Origin of the sequence: Rhodococcus sp. DK176, from assembly GCF_038447315.2 — a bacterium.
GTDB classification, from domain to species: Bacteria; Actinomycetota; Actinomycetes; order Mycobacteriales; family Mycobacteriaceae; genus Rhodococcus_F; species Rhodococcus_F jostii_A.
Genome location: NZ_CP118321.2, coordinates 1,649,302 through 1,665,203 on the forward strand (window position 1 = coordinate 1,649,302; position 15,902 = coordinate 1,665,203).

General features: G+C 68.6%; 16 protein-coding genes. 3 read left to right on the forward strand and 13 right to left on the reverse strand.

Features of this window, described 5'->3' with window-relative positions; translation table 11 throughout:
* Window positions 1-144: 144 nt before the first annotated feature.
* The gene (locus PSR88_RS07800) at window positions 145-309 is read left to right on the forward strand and encodes a hypothetical protein (RefSeq protein WP_342338066.1); all 165 of its coding nucleotides are present in this window, start codon (window positions 145-147) and stop codon (window positions 307-309) included.
* Here PSR88_RS07800 and PSR88_RS07805 read toward each other — a convergent pair.
* The 8 genes from PSR88_RS07805 to PSR88_RS07840 form a co-directional block, all read right to left on the reverse strand.
* Complete coding sequence (locus tag PSR88_RS07805; protein WP_005252867.1) at window positions 260-751, reverse strand: pyridoxamine 5'-phosphate oxidase family protein; 492 nt, start codon at window positions 749-751, stop codon at window positions 260-262. The genes PSR88_RS07800 and PSR88_RS07805 overlap by 50 nt on opposite strands.
* Before the next feature lie 35 nt (window positions 752-786).
* A complete protein-coding gene (locus PSR88_RS07810; protein ID WP_342338067.1) occupies window positions 787-2,103 on the reverse strand; it encodes a DUF222 domain-containing protein in 1,317 nt (438 codons plus the stop codon).
* Window positions 2,104-2,634: 531 nt separating this feature from the next.
* Window positions 2,635-3,348, reverse strand: coding sequence for a copper homeostasis protein CutC (locus PSR88_RS07815; RefSeq protein WP_016883073.1), 714 nt, complete (start codon window positions 3,346-3,348; stop codon window positions 2,635-2,637).
* Window positions 3,349-4,128, reverse strand: coding sequence for a glucosamine-6-phosphate deaminase (gene nagB / locus PSR88_RS07820; RefSeq protein ID WP_011594517.1), 780 nt, complete (start codon window positions 4,126-4,128; stop codon window positions 3,349-3,351).
* Entirely contained in the window at window positions 4,116-5,300 is a 1,185-nt protein-coding gene (locus tag PSR88_RS07825; RefSeq protein ID WP_029539439.1) for an N-acetylglucosamine-6-phosphate deacetylase, read from the reverse strand. The genes nagB and PSR88_RS07825 overlap by 13 nt, the downstream gene beginning before the upstream one ends.
* Window positions 5,297-6,976 (reverse strand): phosphoenolpyruvate--protein phosphotransferase, encoded by a 1,680-nt coding sequence (gene ptsP, locus PSR88_RS07830; protein WP_016883071.1) that lies wholly within the window; start codon window positions 6,974-6,976, stop codon window positions 5,297-5,299. Before ptsP ends, PSR88_RS07825 begins: the two co-directional genes overlap by 4 nt.
* On the reverse strand, window positions 6,976-7,245 hold the full coding sequence (locus PSR88_RS07835) for an HPr family phosphocarrier protein (protein ID WP_037197193.1): 270 nt from the start codon (window positions 7,243-7,245) through the stop codon (window positions 6,976-6,978). Before PSR88_RS07835 ends, ptsP begins: the two co-directional genes overlap by 1 nt.
* A gap of 2 nt (window positions 7,246-7,247) precedes the next feature.
* A complete protein-coding gene (locus PSR88_RS07840) occupies window positions 7,248-8,489 on the reverse strand; it encodes a PTS transporter subunit EIIC (RefSeq protein WP_050787260.1) in 1,242 nt (413 codons plus the stop codon).
* A gap of 247 nt (window positions 8,490-8,736) precedes the next feature.
* Between PSR88_RS07840 and PSR88_RS07845 the strand changes: the two genes are divergently transcribed.
* A complete protein-coding gene (locus PSR88_RS07845) occupies window positions 8,737-8,967 on the forward strand; it encodes a glucose PTS transporter subunit EIIB (RefSeq protein WP_005563039.1) in 231 nt (76 codons plus the stop codon).
* Window positions 8,964-9,428, forward strand: a complete 465-nt coding sequence (locus PSR88_RS07850; protein WP_011594521.1) for a PTS glucose transporter subunit IIA — start codon at window positions 8,964-8,966, stop codon at window positions 9,426-9,428. The genes PSR88_RS07845 and PSR88_RS07850 overlap by 4 nt, the downstream gene beginning before the upstream one ends.
* A gap of 96 nt (window positions 9,429-9,524) precedes the next feature.
* Here PSR88_RS07850 and PSR88_RS07855 read toward each other — a convergent pair whose 3' ends face one another.
* The 5 genes from PSR88_RS07855 to PSR88_RS07875 form a co-directional block, all read right to left on the reverse strand.
* Complete coding sequence (locus PSR88_RS07855) at window positions 9,525-10,268, reverse strand: GntR family transcriptional regulator (RefSeq protein ID WP_016883069.1); 744 nt, start codon at window positions 10,266-10,268, stop codon at window positions 9,525-9,527.
* A gap of 113 nt (window positions 10,269-10,381) precedes the next feature.
* The gene (locus tag PSR88_RS07860) at window positions 10,382-10,861 is read right to left on the reverse strand and encodes a DUF1990 family protein (RefSeq protein WP_009474239.1); all 480 of its coding nucleotides are present in this window, start codon (window positions 10,859-10,861) and stop codon (window positions 10,382-10,384) included.
* 69 nt (window positions 10,862-10,930) lie between these two features.
* Window positions 10,931-11,362 carry a YkvA family protein gene (locus PSR88_RS07865; protein ID WP_011594522.1) on the reverse strand — a complete coding sequence of 144 codons (432 nt, stop codon included), beginning with the start codon at window positions 11,360-11,362 and terminating at the stop codon, window positions 10,931-10,933.
* A gap of 10 nt (window positions 11,363-11,372) precedes the next feature.
* Window positions 11,373-12,806: an FAD-binding oxidoreductase gene (locus tag PSR88_RS07870; protein ID WP_029539438.1), complete on the reverse strand. Its 1,434-nt coding sequence runs from the start codon at window positions 12,804-12,806 to the stop codon at window positions 11,373-11,375.
* 50 nt (window positions 12,807-12,856) lie between these two features.
* Window positions 12,857-15,880: an ATP-binding protein gene (locus tag PSR88_RS07875; RefSeq protein WP_016883067.1), complete on the reverse strand. Its 3,024-nt coding sequence runs from the start codon at window positions 15,878-15,880 to the stop codon at window positions 12,857-12,859.
* Window positions 15,881-15,902 lie beyond the last annotated feature (22 nt).

The window sequence follows — 15,902 nt, forward strand, 5'->3', positions numbered from 1 at the left end:
CCAACCCGTGCATTACCACCATCCTGGACCGCGCACCCCAACTCGGCCTCTCGGAGTGGTACCTGACCGCAGGCGCCGTGTTCCAGAACGACCTCGACGTGCGCGTCGAGGTCAGAAACGAACGGATTCACCGACCTCTTCGACATGATCCTGCGCCCGAACCCCGTCCTCGCCGCGCGGGAGGTGTACGAATCCAAAGCCGCCCGGTGGCAGAAGGAATGGCCCCGTTTGACGGTGGTGCCGTGGCCGGAGTCAGCAGTCAGTGCTTCCGCACGACGTGTTCGGGCTCTCCCGGTTTCCAGATGGTGATGTCCATGTGGCCGTCGCCGACCTCCACCGCCGAGCCCCCGGTCAGGTCGGCTCGGTAGCAGTGATCGAATTCCTGCCCCCGGATGTCGAACCCGGTCTCGTCGAACAGCGCCTGTGCGAAACGCTGATGCAGGGCCTTGTCCTGGACGTCGTCGACGACCCCCCACAGTTTTGCGTCACCCTCCTTCACCTCGGTATCAACGGTCGCGGTGTGCAGGCAGAACCGCGGATCGCGAGCCAGATCCCGGAACTTCGTGGTGTTCGGCATTCCGGCGATCCACAACTGATTCTCGAAGAACCTCGGCTCGACCGGGCTGATCCGCGGGAATCCGTCGGAGCGAAGGGTGCCGAGCATGCACAGGTTTCCGGTCGCCGCGTGCCGGCGGGAGAAGATAGCGGCAATCCGCGGAGCAGCTTCGGCGAACTCATTCCAGCTGGCCATGCCACGACCCTACGACGAATCCCGTGGCCGCCGGGTCAAGACGCACGCAATTGTGCGATGAGCACCGCCTCGACCTCCGACTGCCGCGCGGCGGCCGGGAGCGGCGGGGCCGCAGACCTGTAGTGGTGCCCGGTCGGGGTGCCCAGGTCGAGGAGGTGGGTGCCGCCGGGGTTGTGTACGGGGCGGGCGGACCATCCGTCGCCTTCCTTCGCGTAATTGCACGCCTCGCAGAGCCCGGACCCGTTGTACACGCTGGTCGCCCCGTGCTTTCGGCGTGACCGGATGTGGTCGTGATGCCGGATCGGCGCGTCACACCACGGGGTGCGGCACGTCCGATCCCTCAGGTCGATCAGCTTTCGGAGGCCCTTCGGGAACGTGCGCGACTGCGACTCCATCGCCGTCAACGCACCTGACTGCGGGCACGAATACACCCGCTGAAGCGACGTCTCGGTGTCACGATCGACGGCGTCGGCCACCAACTGCCGCGCGATTCCCGCCGGCACCGGCCCGAACCCCTGCAACTGCGCGGCCTCGTGCCCAACCGCCAGCAGAGTCTCGTCCGAGAGCACCAGATTCACCGCCACCGGCACCCCCGACGCCACCGCGTGCCCGGTGCCGCGGTCGAACAACAAGTCCACCATCAGCTGATTGCGGGTGCGGCCACGGCTGTTCCCGGTCGCGATGAGACTGTCCGCGTCCCGTCCCAGCGTGGCCTGCAAACACACCGCCTGTTCGACCGGCATCAACACGCTCAGGTAGGCCATCGAGTCCGGCGCCGGCCGTGTCGTCACCCGACGCTCCGACACCGCTTTGCGATGCCGGGCCACGACCGCCGCGGCATCGAGTTCCACCGCCAATGCTTTCGCCCGTGCGATCAGACCGCGGTCGCCGGCGCCGTCGAGTGTGGCCGGGTCCGAGCACAACCGGCGGTCCACGATCGCCCGATCGGCCGCGGACAGGCAGGCTGTTTCGCGCACTAGCAGGGTGGCTCGCCATTCGTTCAGCCGGCCGGTCTGCAACATCGCCAGGGTGTGCGGCATCTCGTGCACCAGAGCCTGCGCAAAACCCAGATGCCGGCCGCCGCGGTTCGGGGATTCCCTGCGCGCCAACGCAATCTGCGAGGCGATGCCGCGGTCCCACTCCGCCCGCGGCAACCCGGCAGCCTTGCGGTCCGCGCGGATACTCGTGGCGACGTCGTCGGTGATCACCGCCTGCGCCGCGCACCCGACCGATTTCAAAGTCTCGATCGCGTCGAGCAGATCGATGCCCAATCCCGCATCGCCACTTGCCGCCTCGGCACATTGCAACCGTGCCGTGAATGCGCGCAATTCCTCGAGAAGTAATGCCCCCACAACCAACCTCCCCCAAGGTTATTCGAATCTATGTTCGATAATAACAACAGCCCCTACCCCGTGGCAAGTCCGCGTTGACTCTTCAGAGATGCCCCGCGTAGTCCATCCGTCGCCTCACCCGAGAATGCCTGCGCAGCGGTCACCTCTGCAGAGTTGTTGCTGCTCAATCCGATTTGGGTGCTGCAGTCGCAGCTGACAAACTCCTTCTACCTGCCGCAGAAACTGGTGTCGAAAGAACGTGACGGCGCGAAGGTGATCAAGAAGTACGAGATCGCCACCACTCCGCATCGGCGTGCAGACCAGCACGAGGCCGTCACCGGAGAGGACAAGCAATCCTCGCCGACAGATACTCCCGATCTACCCCACCGCCGTCCAACGTCAAATACAGGCATTGACCACCGAGCTCATCGCCCTCGTCACCGCCCCGAACACACCAACGAGAGAAGCCGCTGCCACAGGGGCATTTCTGGATGAGTCAACGAATCAGACTTCGCGGGCATCGTGACATGAGGCAACAGGGAGCCACCGAAGTCAGCGCCCCAGCGCCGCCGCCGCTGCCCGGGCGAGGGTTTCGTCGACGGCGTCGTAACCGCCGGACCCACCGCCCGGTCCGCCGTTGTCGGCGACGGTGCGGCGGGCGGAGAGGTGCACGGCGTCGACCCCGGTGCCTGCGACGGCGGCGATGTCCTCGACGCGGATCCCGCCACCGGCCATCACTTGGATCCGCCCGTGCGCGTGAGCGACCATGCCGGACAGGGCTTCGAGACCGTCGATGCACCGCGGTGCTCCGCCCGAGGTGAGAACCCGGACGATGCCCGACCGCGCGAGCGTGTCGACTGCGGTCGCCCTGTCGGCGACGACATCCATCGCACGATGGAACGTCACCTCGACCGCATACGGGTCGATGCCGTCGAGCAGGCGGCGCAGAGCGTCGCGGTCGACGGACATGTCGGGAGTGAGTGCGCCGAGCACGACCCCGGAGGCGCCTGCGTTCACCGCGGCCAGGATGTCGCGAGCCATGACCGCGATCTCGTCGGCGTCATAGACGAATCCGCCGGGCCGGCAACGGATCAGCGGGTGCACCGCGATCCCCTCGGCCGCAACCGCTTCGATCGTCCCGATGCTCGGCGTCAACCCGCCGGTCGCGCCGAGTGCGGTGCACAACTCGACGCGCACCGCGCCGGCACGTCGTGCGATCCGGGCGCCCGCGACGTCCTGGACCGCCAATTCGAGTACGGGTGTCATCTAGAACGACTGCCAGGAAGGCTTGTGTTCCAGCGCATACCGGTAGTAGTCGGCGAGTTGCAGCTTGCTCGCTGCGGCTTCGTCGATCACGACGGTCACGTGCCGGTGCAGCTGCATCACCGAAGCCGGGCAGAACGCGGATAGCGGACCTTCCGCGGCTGCGGCGATCGCCTCGGCCTTGCCCTTGCCGAACGCGATCATCACCAGGTGCCGGGCCTCGCCGATGGTACCCAGCCCCTGAGTCAGGACGTGGTGCGGGACGTCGTCGACGCTATCGAAGAACCGCGCGTTGTCGAGGCGGGTCTGCTCGGTGAGGGTCTTGACGCGGGTGCGTGAGGTCAGCGCGGAGCCCGGCTCGTTGAAGCCGATGTGGCCGTCCGTCCCGATGCCGAGAAGCTGGACGTCGACGCCGCCTGCCTCGGCGATGGCTGCGTCGTACCGCGCACCTTCCTCCGCGATGTCGGGCGATTCGCCGTTCGGGCTGAGCACGCGATCGGTGTCGAGGTTGACGTGGTCGACGAACTCCGAGCGGATCACCGAGAAGTACGACTGGTCATGGCTTTTCGGAAGTCCGACGTACTCGTCCAGCAGGAAGGCCCGAGCGTCCGAGAAGTCCAGTCCGGACTCACGGTGCCTGCGTGCGAGTTCCCGGTAACTCCCGAGCGGGGACGAGCCGGTCGCGAGGCCCAGCGTCGCCGGACCGCGTCGTACGTATCCCTCGACGATGTCCGCGACGGTCGAGCTGACCTCCGACGGTGTCTGCCGGATTACGATTTCCATGCGAGTCCTTCCGTTTCGGCGGGCATTCCGCCGACGAACACGCCGCGGGGGCGCAGTTGGTGATCGGTCACGACGATATCGGCGCGGCGGCCCGGGGCGAGGGTGCCGCGGTCGGACTCCAGGCCGAGCAGCCGGGCCGGAGTCCTGGTGGCGGACGCGACGGCGTCGACGAGTCCGATGCCGCTGTCGACAACGGCGGTGCGCACCACGTCCAGCAGCCGTGCGGTGCCGCCCGCGATGGCCCCCTCGGACCCGTCGGCGGTCGCGAGCCGGGCCACACCGTGCGAGACGCGCACGTCCAGGGGCCCGAGCTGGTAGTCGCCATCCGTGACACCGGTGGCGGCCATGGCATCACTGACGAGGACGATCTGGTCGGGCCCGACGGTGTCGAACACCATGGACACGGTCTCGGCCGCGAGATGCACTCCGTCCGCGATCAATTCGACGACGATGTCGCCGCGGCCGGCCGCTGCCAGGAACGCGGCCACCGGTCCCGGCGCGCGGTGATGCAGCGGCGGCATCGCGTTGAATAGGTGGGTGGCGGTCAGTGGGCCGCCGGCGGCGTCGGCGATCCTCGCGGACGTGGTCGCCGCGTCGGTGTCGGTGTGTCCGAGGCTGGGTAGCACGTCACGCCGGCGCATCGCGGCGAGAAGTTCGCCGAAGTGCGCAGTCTCCGGCGCGAGCGTCATCGACCGGACGGTGCCACGCGCGGCGTCGCAGATCCTTTCGAAGAGAACGGGATCGCCGGGGATCACGGACGCGGGATCCTGCGCACCGCACCGGGCACCGGAGATGAACGGACCCTCCAGGTGGATCCCGAGGAGCTCACCGCGTTCCACCAGATCGGCGAGAATCCCGGCCTGCCGGAGCAGGTCCTGCTCCCCTGCCGAGACGAGACTGCCGAGCAGTCCGGTGGTGCCGTGCTCGCGGTGATGGTCCGCGGCCTGCCTCGCCCCGTCGGCGTCGGTGTTGGGAAACCCCGCACCGGCACCGCCGTGGCAGTGCAGGTCGATCAGACCGGGCAGCAGTATCGAGGAATTCGGTTCCGGCAGCGGCACCTGTCCGCGGTACTGCGCCGCGGACCCGACCCAGGAGATTCGGTCGCCGTCGGTGGTCACCACACCGTCGGCGATGACGCCGTCCTCCACGACGACCTTGCCCCGCAGGATCATCGACGCGCCCCGGACGCGAGAGCGGCGACCGCCGATCGTGCGGCCTGCGGGGACCGTGCGCGCCGTGCGGCGGCCGCCATCTCCCGGCACAGGCCGAGGTCGGTGTCGGCCAGACTGGCACGCACGGCACCCAGCGACGGGGCCACCATCGACAGGCTGGTGACGCCCAGCCCGACCAGCACCGGCGCCAGCGCGGGATCGGACGCGGCCTCCCCGCAGACGCCGACGGGTGTGCCTGCTTCCGCTCCTGCCGCGCCGACCAGGCCGATCAGGTCCAGGACCGCGGGCTGCCACGGGTCGAGCAGTGGGGCGAGACTGCCTGCCATCCGGTCCACGGCACACGTGTACTGACTCAGGTCGTTGGTCCCGATACTGACGAAATCGAGGTGCTCGAGCAGGTCACGCGCACGCAGTGCTGCCGAGGGGATTTCGATCATCGCCCCGACCGTGGCGATACCGCGGGAGCGGGCGAGCGCGGCGAAGCCCTCCGCCTCCTCCGCCGTCGCCACCATCGGCGCCATCACCCACAGGTCCGCGCCGGTGACGGCCGCCGCGGCGCCGAGCGCCTCCAACTGAGTGGCCGGAACGTCCGGGTAGACGGCGCCGACCCGCAGCCCCCGCACGCCGAGTGCCGGGTTCTCCTCCGCGCCGAGGTCGAGGAACGGCAGTGGTTTGTCGGAACCGCTGTCGAGTGTCCGGACCACCACCTTGCGTCCCGCGAACTGCTCCAGCACCGACGTGTAGGTGGCGATCTGTTCGTCGAGGGTGGGCGCGATCTGCCTGCCGAGGTACAGGAACTCGGTGCGGAACAGCCCGACACCCTCCGAATCCGCGGTGGCGGCGCGGGTGGCGTCGTCGACGGTGCCGATGTTGACGAGCAGTCCGACATGTGCACCGTCCCGGGTGCGGCCGGGTCCGCTCGTGGCCGCGACCCGCGCTCGCGCCTCCGCGAGCTGCTCGGCCACCTCTGCCTGCCGAAGGTCGCCGGGGTCGACGACGATCTCGCCGGTCGTCCCGTCGAGCACCACCGGCCTTCCCTCGACCAACAGGTCGAGGTCGGCGCAGTTCACGATCGCGGGCAGGCCGAGCGATTTCGCCAGGATCGCAGTGTGACTCGTCGGCCCGCCCTCGGCGGTGAGCAGACCGACCACGTCGCTGCCGCCGAGCATCGCGGTGTCCGCGGGCGACAGGTCCCGGGCGACGAGAACGAACGGGTACCCGGGATCGGGGATGCCGGGCATCGGCACTCCCAGCAGCACCGCGACCGCGCGATGCCCGAGGTCACGCAGGTCTGCGACGCGCTCGGCCAGGTACCCACCGAGGGCCTCGAGTTTGGCGCAGTAACCGTCGAACGCGACGCTCACGGCGTGTGCCGTCGGCATGCCGGCGCGAAGGTTCTCCTCGGCGGCGGCCACGATTCCCCGGTCGCGGGCCATGGCCGCCGACACGAGCAGGATTTCGGACGCGACGCCGTCCACCTGGGCGGCGCGGGCTTCGAGGTCGCCGGACACGGTCGCCAGGGCGTCCCGCACACGGGCGGCCTCGGCCGTGATCGATTCGCCTACAGGGTCTTCGGCCGACGTCGCGACCGGTGTCCCGAACGCGAGCCAGGGTGCGCAGACCAGTCCCGGACTCACCCCGAGGCCGTGCACGAGAACTTCCGTAGCCGTCGACATCAGGCGGCGTCGAGGTCGGAGGCGAGCAGGTCTGCGAGGCGGTCGAGAGCCTCCTCGCTGCCCTCCCCTTCCGCGGTGATCGTCACCTCGGTACCGAATTCGGCGCCGAGGGTCATCACCGCGAGCATGCTGCCTGCGTCCACCGGCGCGGACTCGCCTACCGCGATCTGCACTGCCACCGGTACCGCCGCGGCGGCCTGGGTGAACTGCGCAGCGGGGCGGGCGTGCAGTCCGACCTTGGAACCGATGAGGACCGTTCGTGTAGCCATGCTCACTGACCTGCCTTTTCGGTGTCGGCGTTCGTTTCCGCGTCGTCCTCCCGACCGGGAGTGCGCAGGTTCCACTTCTTGATGACGAAGCTGAACAGGACGTAATAGATGACCGCATACCCGAGCCCGATGGGGATCAGCATCCACGCGTTGGTGGCCTTGCCGAAGTTGAGCACGTAGTCGAAGAAGCCTGCGGAGAACGTGAATCCGTCGTGAATGCCGAGCGCGTTGACGAGCGCCATCGACGTGCCGGTGAGGAACGCGTGGATCAGGTACAGCGGCCAGGCCACGAACATGAACGCGAATTCGAGGGGCTCGGTGATGCCGGTGAGGAACGCCGTCAGCGCGGTGGAGAGCATGATGCCACCCACGACCTTCTTCTGCGACGGCCGGGCGTTGCGCCAGATCGCCAGTGCGGCAGCGGGAAGGGCGAACATCATGATCGGGAAGAAGCCGGTCATGAAGATGCCTGCGCTCGGGTCGCCGGCGAAGAACCGGTTGAGGTCGCCGCGGACGAGTTCACCGCTCGCGTTCTGGTAGTCGCCGACGAGGAACCACACGGTGGAGTTCAGGATGTGGTGCAGTCCGGTCGGGATGAGCAGGCGGTTGGCCATGCCGTAGATGCCGCCACCGACGACGGAGTTCTCGGCGACGGACTCGCCCACCCACGTCAGTGCGGAGTTGAAGGCCGGGTACAGGAACGCCATCAGGACGCCGACGACGAGACCGGTGACGGCGGTGAGGATGGGAACGAGCCTGCGCCCGTTGAAGAATCCGAGGTAGTCGGGCAGTTTGGTGCGGTAGAATCGCTGCCACAGAATCGCGGACAGCAGACCCATCACGATGCCTGCAAGCACACCGTAGTTGATCAGCGCCTGGTCGCCGTTCGGATCGGTCTTGCCTTCGAGGACGACCGGCGACATGGCCTCGAACACGCCGTTGATGACCATGTATCCGACCACTGCGGCCAGGGCGGTGGAACCGTCGGCCTTCTTGGCCCATCCGATGGCGATGCCCACCGCGAAGATGAGGGGCAGCCAGGTGAACACTGCCTGGCCGGCTGCGGAGATGACGGACGCGGCGGTGTGCATCGAGTCGAATCGGCCGAGGAGGTCGTCCTGGCCGAGCCGCAGCAAGATGCCGGCCGCGGGAAGTACCGCGATCGGCAGCATCAGGCTGCGCCCGAGGCGCTGTAACCCGGCAAACACCGCTGATTCCTTTTTCGGGCTGTCTACGACAGTCATATCGGCCTTCTCTGTGCGCTTCGGTCGCCGAATCGGCGTCTGGTGAGTCCCGAAACCGGTGGCGGCGAGCGCGTCGTGCGGCTTCGGGCAAACTATTGTGGACCAGCACCCCAACGGGTACTGTCCGGTCATAACCAGTTGCTAGTTTGACCAGGTGAGCACAGGATGTCAACAGGCAAATGTGATCCAGCTAACCCATCCGGCACCATTCACCTGCGGCTCGAACACGAACTACGAGGGAGAACCGATGTCCAAAGCGGACGCAATCATCAGCGGCCTCGGCGGTGCCGACAACATCGTCGAGATCGAGGCCTGCATCACCCGCCTGCGCACCGAGGTCAAGGACGGGGCCAAGGTCGACGAGGCCGCACTCAAAGCCGCGGGCGCGCACGGCGTCTTGAAGGCGGGCAGCGTCGTCCAGGTCATCGTCGGCCCCGAGGCGGACACGCTGGCCGAGGACATCGAGGACATCCTGTGAGCCTGTCCGTGCAAGCTCCACTGCCCGGCCGCGTGCTCGCCCTGGCCGACGTGCCCGACCCCGTGTTCGCCGGACAGATGGTGGGTTCCGGAGTCGCGATCGATCCGCCGCGCGACCGCGGCGCCCTCGACGTGCTCGCGCCGATCTCGGGCAAGATCCTCAAACTGCACCCGCACGCGTTCGTCATCCTGGGCTCGGCCGGCGGCGGTGTGCTGGTGCACCTCGGAATCGACACCGTGAAGCTGAAGGGCGAAGGGTTCACCCTGCTGGCAGCGGAAGGCGACGACGTCGACGCGGGCGACCCCGTGGTGCGATTCGATCCGACCGAGATCGACGGCACCGGATACTCCGCCATCTGCCCGGTCGTCGTCATGGACTCCAAGTCGGATTCGGTGTCCACCGACACCATCGGATCCGACGTGGCCACCGGCGACGCCCTGTTCGACTGGACGGCGCCGTAGAAACTTCGACGTGGGGCGGGTCGGCACGGGCGTGATCGAGGCGCACTTCAGCAAATGCTGACGACGCGGAGGGAACACCGCGGTCGTATTCGTGGCTCAGACGCTGCGCTGAGCCCGCTCCCCCTGAACTTCCATCTGCAGTTGATAGCGATCGGACCGGTACCAGCTGCGGGTGTGCTCGACCGGTGTGGGACCGCTGAAGGACACGCGGTCGAAGTACATCACCGGGGCGCCCTTCTTGATGCCGAGCAACGTCGCGATCTCCTGGCTCGCCCCGTCGGCGCTCACGGTCTGCTCCGCCCGGTCGATCGGCATGCCGTACTTGTCGGCGGTCGCCCGGTAGATCGAGCCGGTGAGGTCGAGGTCCAGCAGGCCGGGAAGCAGTGCCGCATTGAACCAGCCGTCGTCGACGCTGACCGGTTCGCCGTCCGCCAGCCGCAACCGTTTGACGTGATACGCGCTGGTGTCCGGTGCGATGCGCAGCGCCTTCGCAGTGGACTCCGGCGCCGCGTCCTCCTCGCTCTGTAGCACCACCGTCGTCGGCTTGTGCCCCTGTGCCCGCATCTCCTCCGTGAACGAGGCCAGGTGGAGTTTCGACTGCACCGGACGATGCGCCACGAACGTGCCCTTGCCACGCACCCGCACCAGGTGACCCTCGTTGACGAGCTGCCCGATCGCCTCACGAACCGTGATGCGACTGACGCCGTAGTCCTGCATCAGCTTTCGTTCACTCGTCATCAGGTCGCCGGGCTGAAGTTCCTTGGTGCACTTGTGCAGCAGGATGGCACGGAGTTGTTCGTGCTTCGGAATCACGCTGTCGCGTAGATGTACGGGCATCATTCCGGCGGCTCCAGCTCTGTCAGTGGTGGGACACATCGGATCAGGCAGTCGGACTGCAAAGGTCCCGTCCGGTCCGGTCCAACCACGAGAATACGTGATCCGGACGCTCCGGCCTACCGTGCGGCCTCGGCCAACGCCTCCAGATACTTGCGCGTCATCACCTTCTGCACGACCCGGCCGGCGGGTCCACCGAGCCGGGTGAACCACCGATCCGGTGTGGAGAACGCCGAGATGGTCGCGAGCACGGTGCCGTCCGGCCGCTGTTCGACGACGAATCGCTCCTCGCCGCGCTCGGGGTGGCCCGGCAGCGTCCCGTAGGCGAATCCCTTGCGGTGCGGTTCGTCGAGCACGTAGACGACACGGCACGAGAACGTCAGCCGAAGCGGACCGATGCCCCATCGCAGTTCGACCGACGTGCCGGGCGCGGCCGCCGGCGCGTCGGCCCGTACGTCGATCCCGGCGCCGCGGTGCATCCCCCAGGTGCACAGGCAGGTGGCGGCTGCGTCGAATGCGTCTGCCCCGTAACCGATCACCTTCCGCTCGGTCAGATGGTGATATCCCGCGGGGAAGGGGACGTCGCGGCTCGCACCCACCTCGGGGTACGTGAACGCGGGCAGGTCGTCTCGGGAGGTACTGATGGCGGGATCCTCTCGGTCCGGACGTCACGAGCAGGTGGAAAGGCACGTTACCCGGCGCACGGTCTCGAGCCCCTCAGGGGTACCCGGCCAGTGCCGCGCCACGACCTGCGGACCTGCGCGGCGCACCACCGAACGAAGCGTGAGGCCGATGACGATCACGTCGTCGGCGTACCCGATGACGGGGACGAAATCGGGTATCACGTCGATCGGAACCGCGAGGTAGGCCAGCAGCAGGACGAGCCGGACGCGCACGCCCCGGGGCAGGTCCGGATCGGCGGCGAGCCGGCGCAGGAGACGGAGCAGGTCCGGCAGCACCCGGATCGTCTCCCCGAGCCCGGTGCCGTCGGGTCTCGATCGCCACAGCACGAGCGCCAGTACCGCCCAGACGGCCAGCAGGCCCGCTGCCGCGGCGATCAGGACGGGCCATGCCACCGCCCACACCTGCACCGGATCCATACGGCCGCGCCTATTGCTCCGACCGGACCGCGGGACGGATGTTCTGGTTCACGTGGAAGAGGTTGTCCGGATCGTACTTCGCCTTCACCTGTGCGAGCCGGTCATAGTTGCCGAGGTAGGAGGCACGCACGCGGTCCTCGCCCTCGGACATCATGAAATTGACGTACGCCCCGCCCGCGGTCGTCGGGTGGAGGGCCTCCCAGTACCGCTTGGCCCAGTCCGTGATGACCTCGGCTTTGGCCGGATCGGGGTCGACACCGACGATCACCGCGGCCCAGCCGCCGTCCCGATACGCGAACGCCGTGGCATCCTCGGCGACCCGCGTCGCCGCGCCGTCGATGGGATACATGTGCATCGTCGAATGCCCGGTGGGCAGCTGACGGCCGAACTCCAGATGGATGTCGATGGCGTCGTCCGAGATCTCCCGGACGAAGTCGGCGCGCCAGTACCACTGCAACCCGGCCGGGTACAGTCCGTCGAAGGCGGATTGCAATGCGGTGAAGGGCATTTCGTGGAGTCCGACCAGCAGCGGGTTTCCGAAGTCGCGGATCGGTTCGAGAACCGCGTCGGCCTTGCCCGGGTCGCCTGTGTAACACCAGACGATGCCGCACGCCTTGCGCCCCCACAGTTCCTCGGGGAACGGCGGCGCAGGCGGAATGGTCAGCAGCCCGATCCAGCCGTTTAGTTCCTCGGGCAGCGACGGCAGGAGTTCGCGGTACCACCGCATCACGTCGGGGGCGTCTTCCAGGTCGTACAGCACCGGCCCGCCGACGACGGTGCCGTGGTCGCCGATCTCGTGACACGCGAACTGGAACGACGTGACCACACCGAAGTTTCCGCCGCCGCCGCGCAGCGCCCAGAACAGGTCCGGGTGCGATCGTTCGCTCGCCGTCACCAGGGTGCCGTCGGCGAGGACGACGTCGGCGCTGAGCAGGTTGTCCACGGTGAGACCGAAACGGCGCGTCAAGTACCCGATTCCGCCGCCGAGCGTCAGCCCGCCGACACCGGTGGACGCGATGAACCCGGACGGAGTGGCCATCCCGAACGGCACGGTGGCATGGTCGACGTCGCTCCAGGTGCACCCGCCGTCCACCCGGACGGTCTGATCGGCGGGCGAGACCGTGGTTCCGCGCATTCCCGACAGATCGATCACGAGGGCGTCGTCCCACACGCCGAGGCCTCCCGCATTGTGTCCTCCGCCGCGAACCGCGAGCTCGACGTGATGCTCCCGCGCGAACTTCACGCACGCGACGACATCCGCGGCGTTGGCGCACCGCGCGATGGCCGCGGGCCTGCGGTCGATCATTGCGTTGTACACCGCACGCGCGTCGTCGTAGCCGGCGTCGTCGGGGGTGATCAACTCTCCGCGCAGCGCTGCGGCCAGTTCCGCGTAGGGCGGCGGTGTCGTCGTCGACGGTGTCGAATTCGTGGTGGTGGTACTCATGACCTTCTCCTCGGATCGGTACGCCCCCGGAACGGGCCGTACCTGGTAATTCACACCGTAGGAATCCGGCGTTCGCGCACCGTTCGCGCCGACGCGCCGCCCGCGAACGGTCCGGCGCCCGCACGTAGTCGCAGTACCTGCGGCAACCACCAGCGGTCGTCGTATTGCTCGGCGGCGATCCGGGCGGCATCGAGCGTGGCGCGGGCCGCGTCGCACCGGCCGACGTCGATCTGGACCTCCGCCAGCAGTGAGAGCCAGTAGGGCATGCGCGCGAATGCCCGCTGCCGCCGCAACTCGGCGAGCCCCTCGCGGATCTTCGCGATTCCCGGTTCGCCGCCGAGGAGCCGGCCTTCGAGGATCTGCGACCACTGGCTGTAGTAGGCGAAACGGTAGCGCTCGCACAGCTCCCGCAATTCGGTGACAGCGGCGAGGAGCGAAGCGTCGTCGCCGCGTATCTGATACAGCATCGACGCGTATCCCAGCGCCACCGCGAGACTGTAGGGGTGGCCGCAGGTCCTGCCCAGCGCGAGGGCCTCGGTGCACGACCGCGACGCTTCCTGCTCGTCACCGATCATCCAGTACGCGTGTGACTTCCAGGCGTGGGCATGCACCTCGAGCCTGGTGCCGAGGATGAAGGAATAGTCGTCGGAGAACGATCTCAGCGCGACGTCGAAATGTTCGATCGCTTCCCTCGGCCTGCCGAGGCCGAGGGCGGCGCCCGCCACCGCGAAGTGCGCCTGACCCTCGAATTCGGGATCGGCCGCGGACAGTTCGAGGGCACGTACTCCGATGCCGTGGGCCTGCGCGGTGTGCCCCTGCACGAAGTGTGCCGCGAACAACCCGATCAGGGCACCGAGCACGACTTTCGGCCTGCGTAGCCGCTGCCCCAGCTCGACGGTGCGGTCCAGTGTCTGTTCGAGCGCGGCGGAGGAGTACCCGTAGAGGGTGGTCAGCGGCGCCGACATGCCCTCCCGCACGTCCACCTCGTGAGCGTCCCGGTTGCGGCCCACCGGCATCGCCTCGAGAAGGTCGAGGCAGTCCCGGAAGTGCCGCAGAGCCTCCGCGTTCGCGAACACGCTGGCCGCCACCTCGGCGGCGCGCTGCAGATAGTGGAGCGCGCGGTCGGGGCGACCGCCGCGCCGGTACTGCTCGGCGAGGTGCGCTGCCACGTCGTCGGTGCGGCCGGCGTGGAGAAGTTCGAGTCCCTGCGCCAGGCGCCGATGCAGAAGCCAGCGTCGCGGCGGGCTGACCGAGCGGTACGCGGCCTCCCGGACCAGGTCGTGCACGAAGTCGTAGCCGGTGCCCGCCGGCCGGACGATCCTCCGCCGCCACAGTTCGTCGACCGCCTGCACGAGAGAGTCCGTGTCCAGGTCGCTCGCCTCGCTGAGCAGGTCCAGATCGAAATCCGTGCCGAGCGCAGCGGCGAGGCCTGCGACGTCCCGCGCGGGTTCCGAACACTGTTCGAGCCGCCGCTGCAGCACCTCGCCGAGGTCGTCGGCGCCCCCGCCGCGCCCGGCCGCATCCGTGCCCGGGACCATCCTGGCTGCCTCCACGACGTACAGCGGGTAGCCCCCGGTCGCGGCGTACAGGACCGCTTCCTCCGCGGGATTCAGCGCCCGGCCGCCGAGGGACCGCGCCAGCTCCGCGGTTCCGTCCGCCGTCAACGGGTCCACCTCGACGTCCGTGACCAGCCGCGCCGACCGAAGTGCCCCCAGCGCTTCCCGCACATCGTGGCGTGACCGCGCCTCGTCCGTGCGGGCGGTCGCCGCCACCAGCACCCGCATGTGGGTGTCGAGTGAGAGCAGGAAGGCCAGCCAGGCCGTGGTCTCCGCGTCGCACCACTGCAGATCGTCGAGGACGAGCAGAACCGGCCGGCCCGACGACAGCACCGCGCGCGCCGTTCCCTCGAAGAAGCGGTGTCGCTGCCAGGCGTCGACCATCGCCCGGGACGTCGACGGCCGCGGCCCGGATTCGGCGCTCGGGACCAGCCGTTCGACCTCGGCCCGCCACAACGGATTCAGGGACCCGATCGCGGACCGAAATTCCGGGCTGCGCAGCCAGTCGGCGACGGGCGCCAGCGCGACACGGCCCGGCAGTCCGAAACACCGCGTGGACGCCACCACCGCCCCGTCGGCGCGGGCGATCTCCGCGAGTTCGGTGGTCAACCGGGTCTTGCCGACCCCCGCGTCCCCCGAGACGAGCAGCAGTCCCTGCCTGCCGTCGAGGGACTGCCGCCACCGCCGTTGCAGCTCCTCGCGTTCACGCTCCCGCCCGATCAGGACGGGCACCGCGGTCCGGACGCGTTCGGGCCGGCGAGCCGCGGCGGCACCGACCCTCGGGTGCTCCCCCAGCAGGGTGTCGAACAGCCTGCTGGTCGCCGCACTCGGCGCGACCCCGAGTTCGGTCTCGAGAACGGCCGCGCATCGGTGGTAGGTGGTCATCGCCGCCGCCCGGTCGCCCGACGCGGCCTCCAGTTCCATGAGCGTCCGGTACCCGACCTCCTCCAGCGGGTCGAGCTGGATACGCCTGCGTGCGCACGCCGTGGCCGTCTCCACGTCACCCGACTCCCGCAACACCCGCACCGTCGCCTCGCAGAGTTCGACGCACTGCCGGCGCAGCACCTCGCGATGCTCGAGGACCCAGTCTTCATAGGTTCCCGGCATGAGCTCGCCGCGATAGATGTCGATCGCGCGGTCCGCGTGATCGAGAAACGCGCGTGGGTCGGAATCGGCGAGGGCCGCGACGGCGGCCGACCGTTCGTTGCGGAAGGTGTCGACGTCCACCCGGCACGACGACGAGTTCGTCCACGCGAGCGTCGGCCCGTCTGCCGCGAGCGCGCCGTCCGATCCCAGGAGGCCGCGGAGGTTGTGTAGTTCCCGCCGGAGGTTGGTGCGGGCCTGCTGCTCGCTCGATTCGGGCCAGAACAGCCCCGCGAGACGGGTCCTGGACTGAGCGAGACCGGCATGCAGCACGAGGTAGGCCAGCAACGCGATCGCCCGTGACGAGATGGGGCCGACCCTGACATCTTCCGGGTTCGATACGCGCTGTTCGCCGAGCAGGTAGACCGTCAACATGACTGACCAGCTCCCGGTCGCG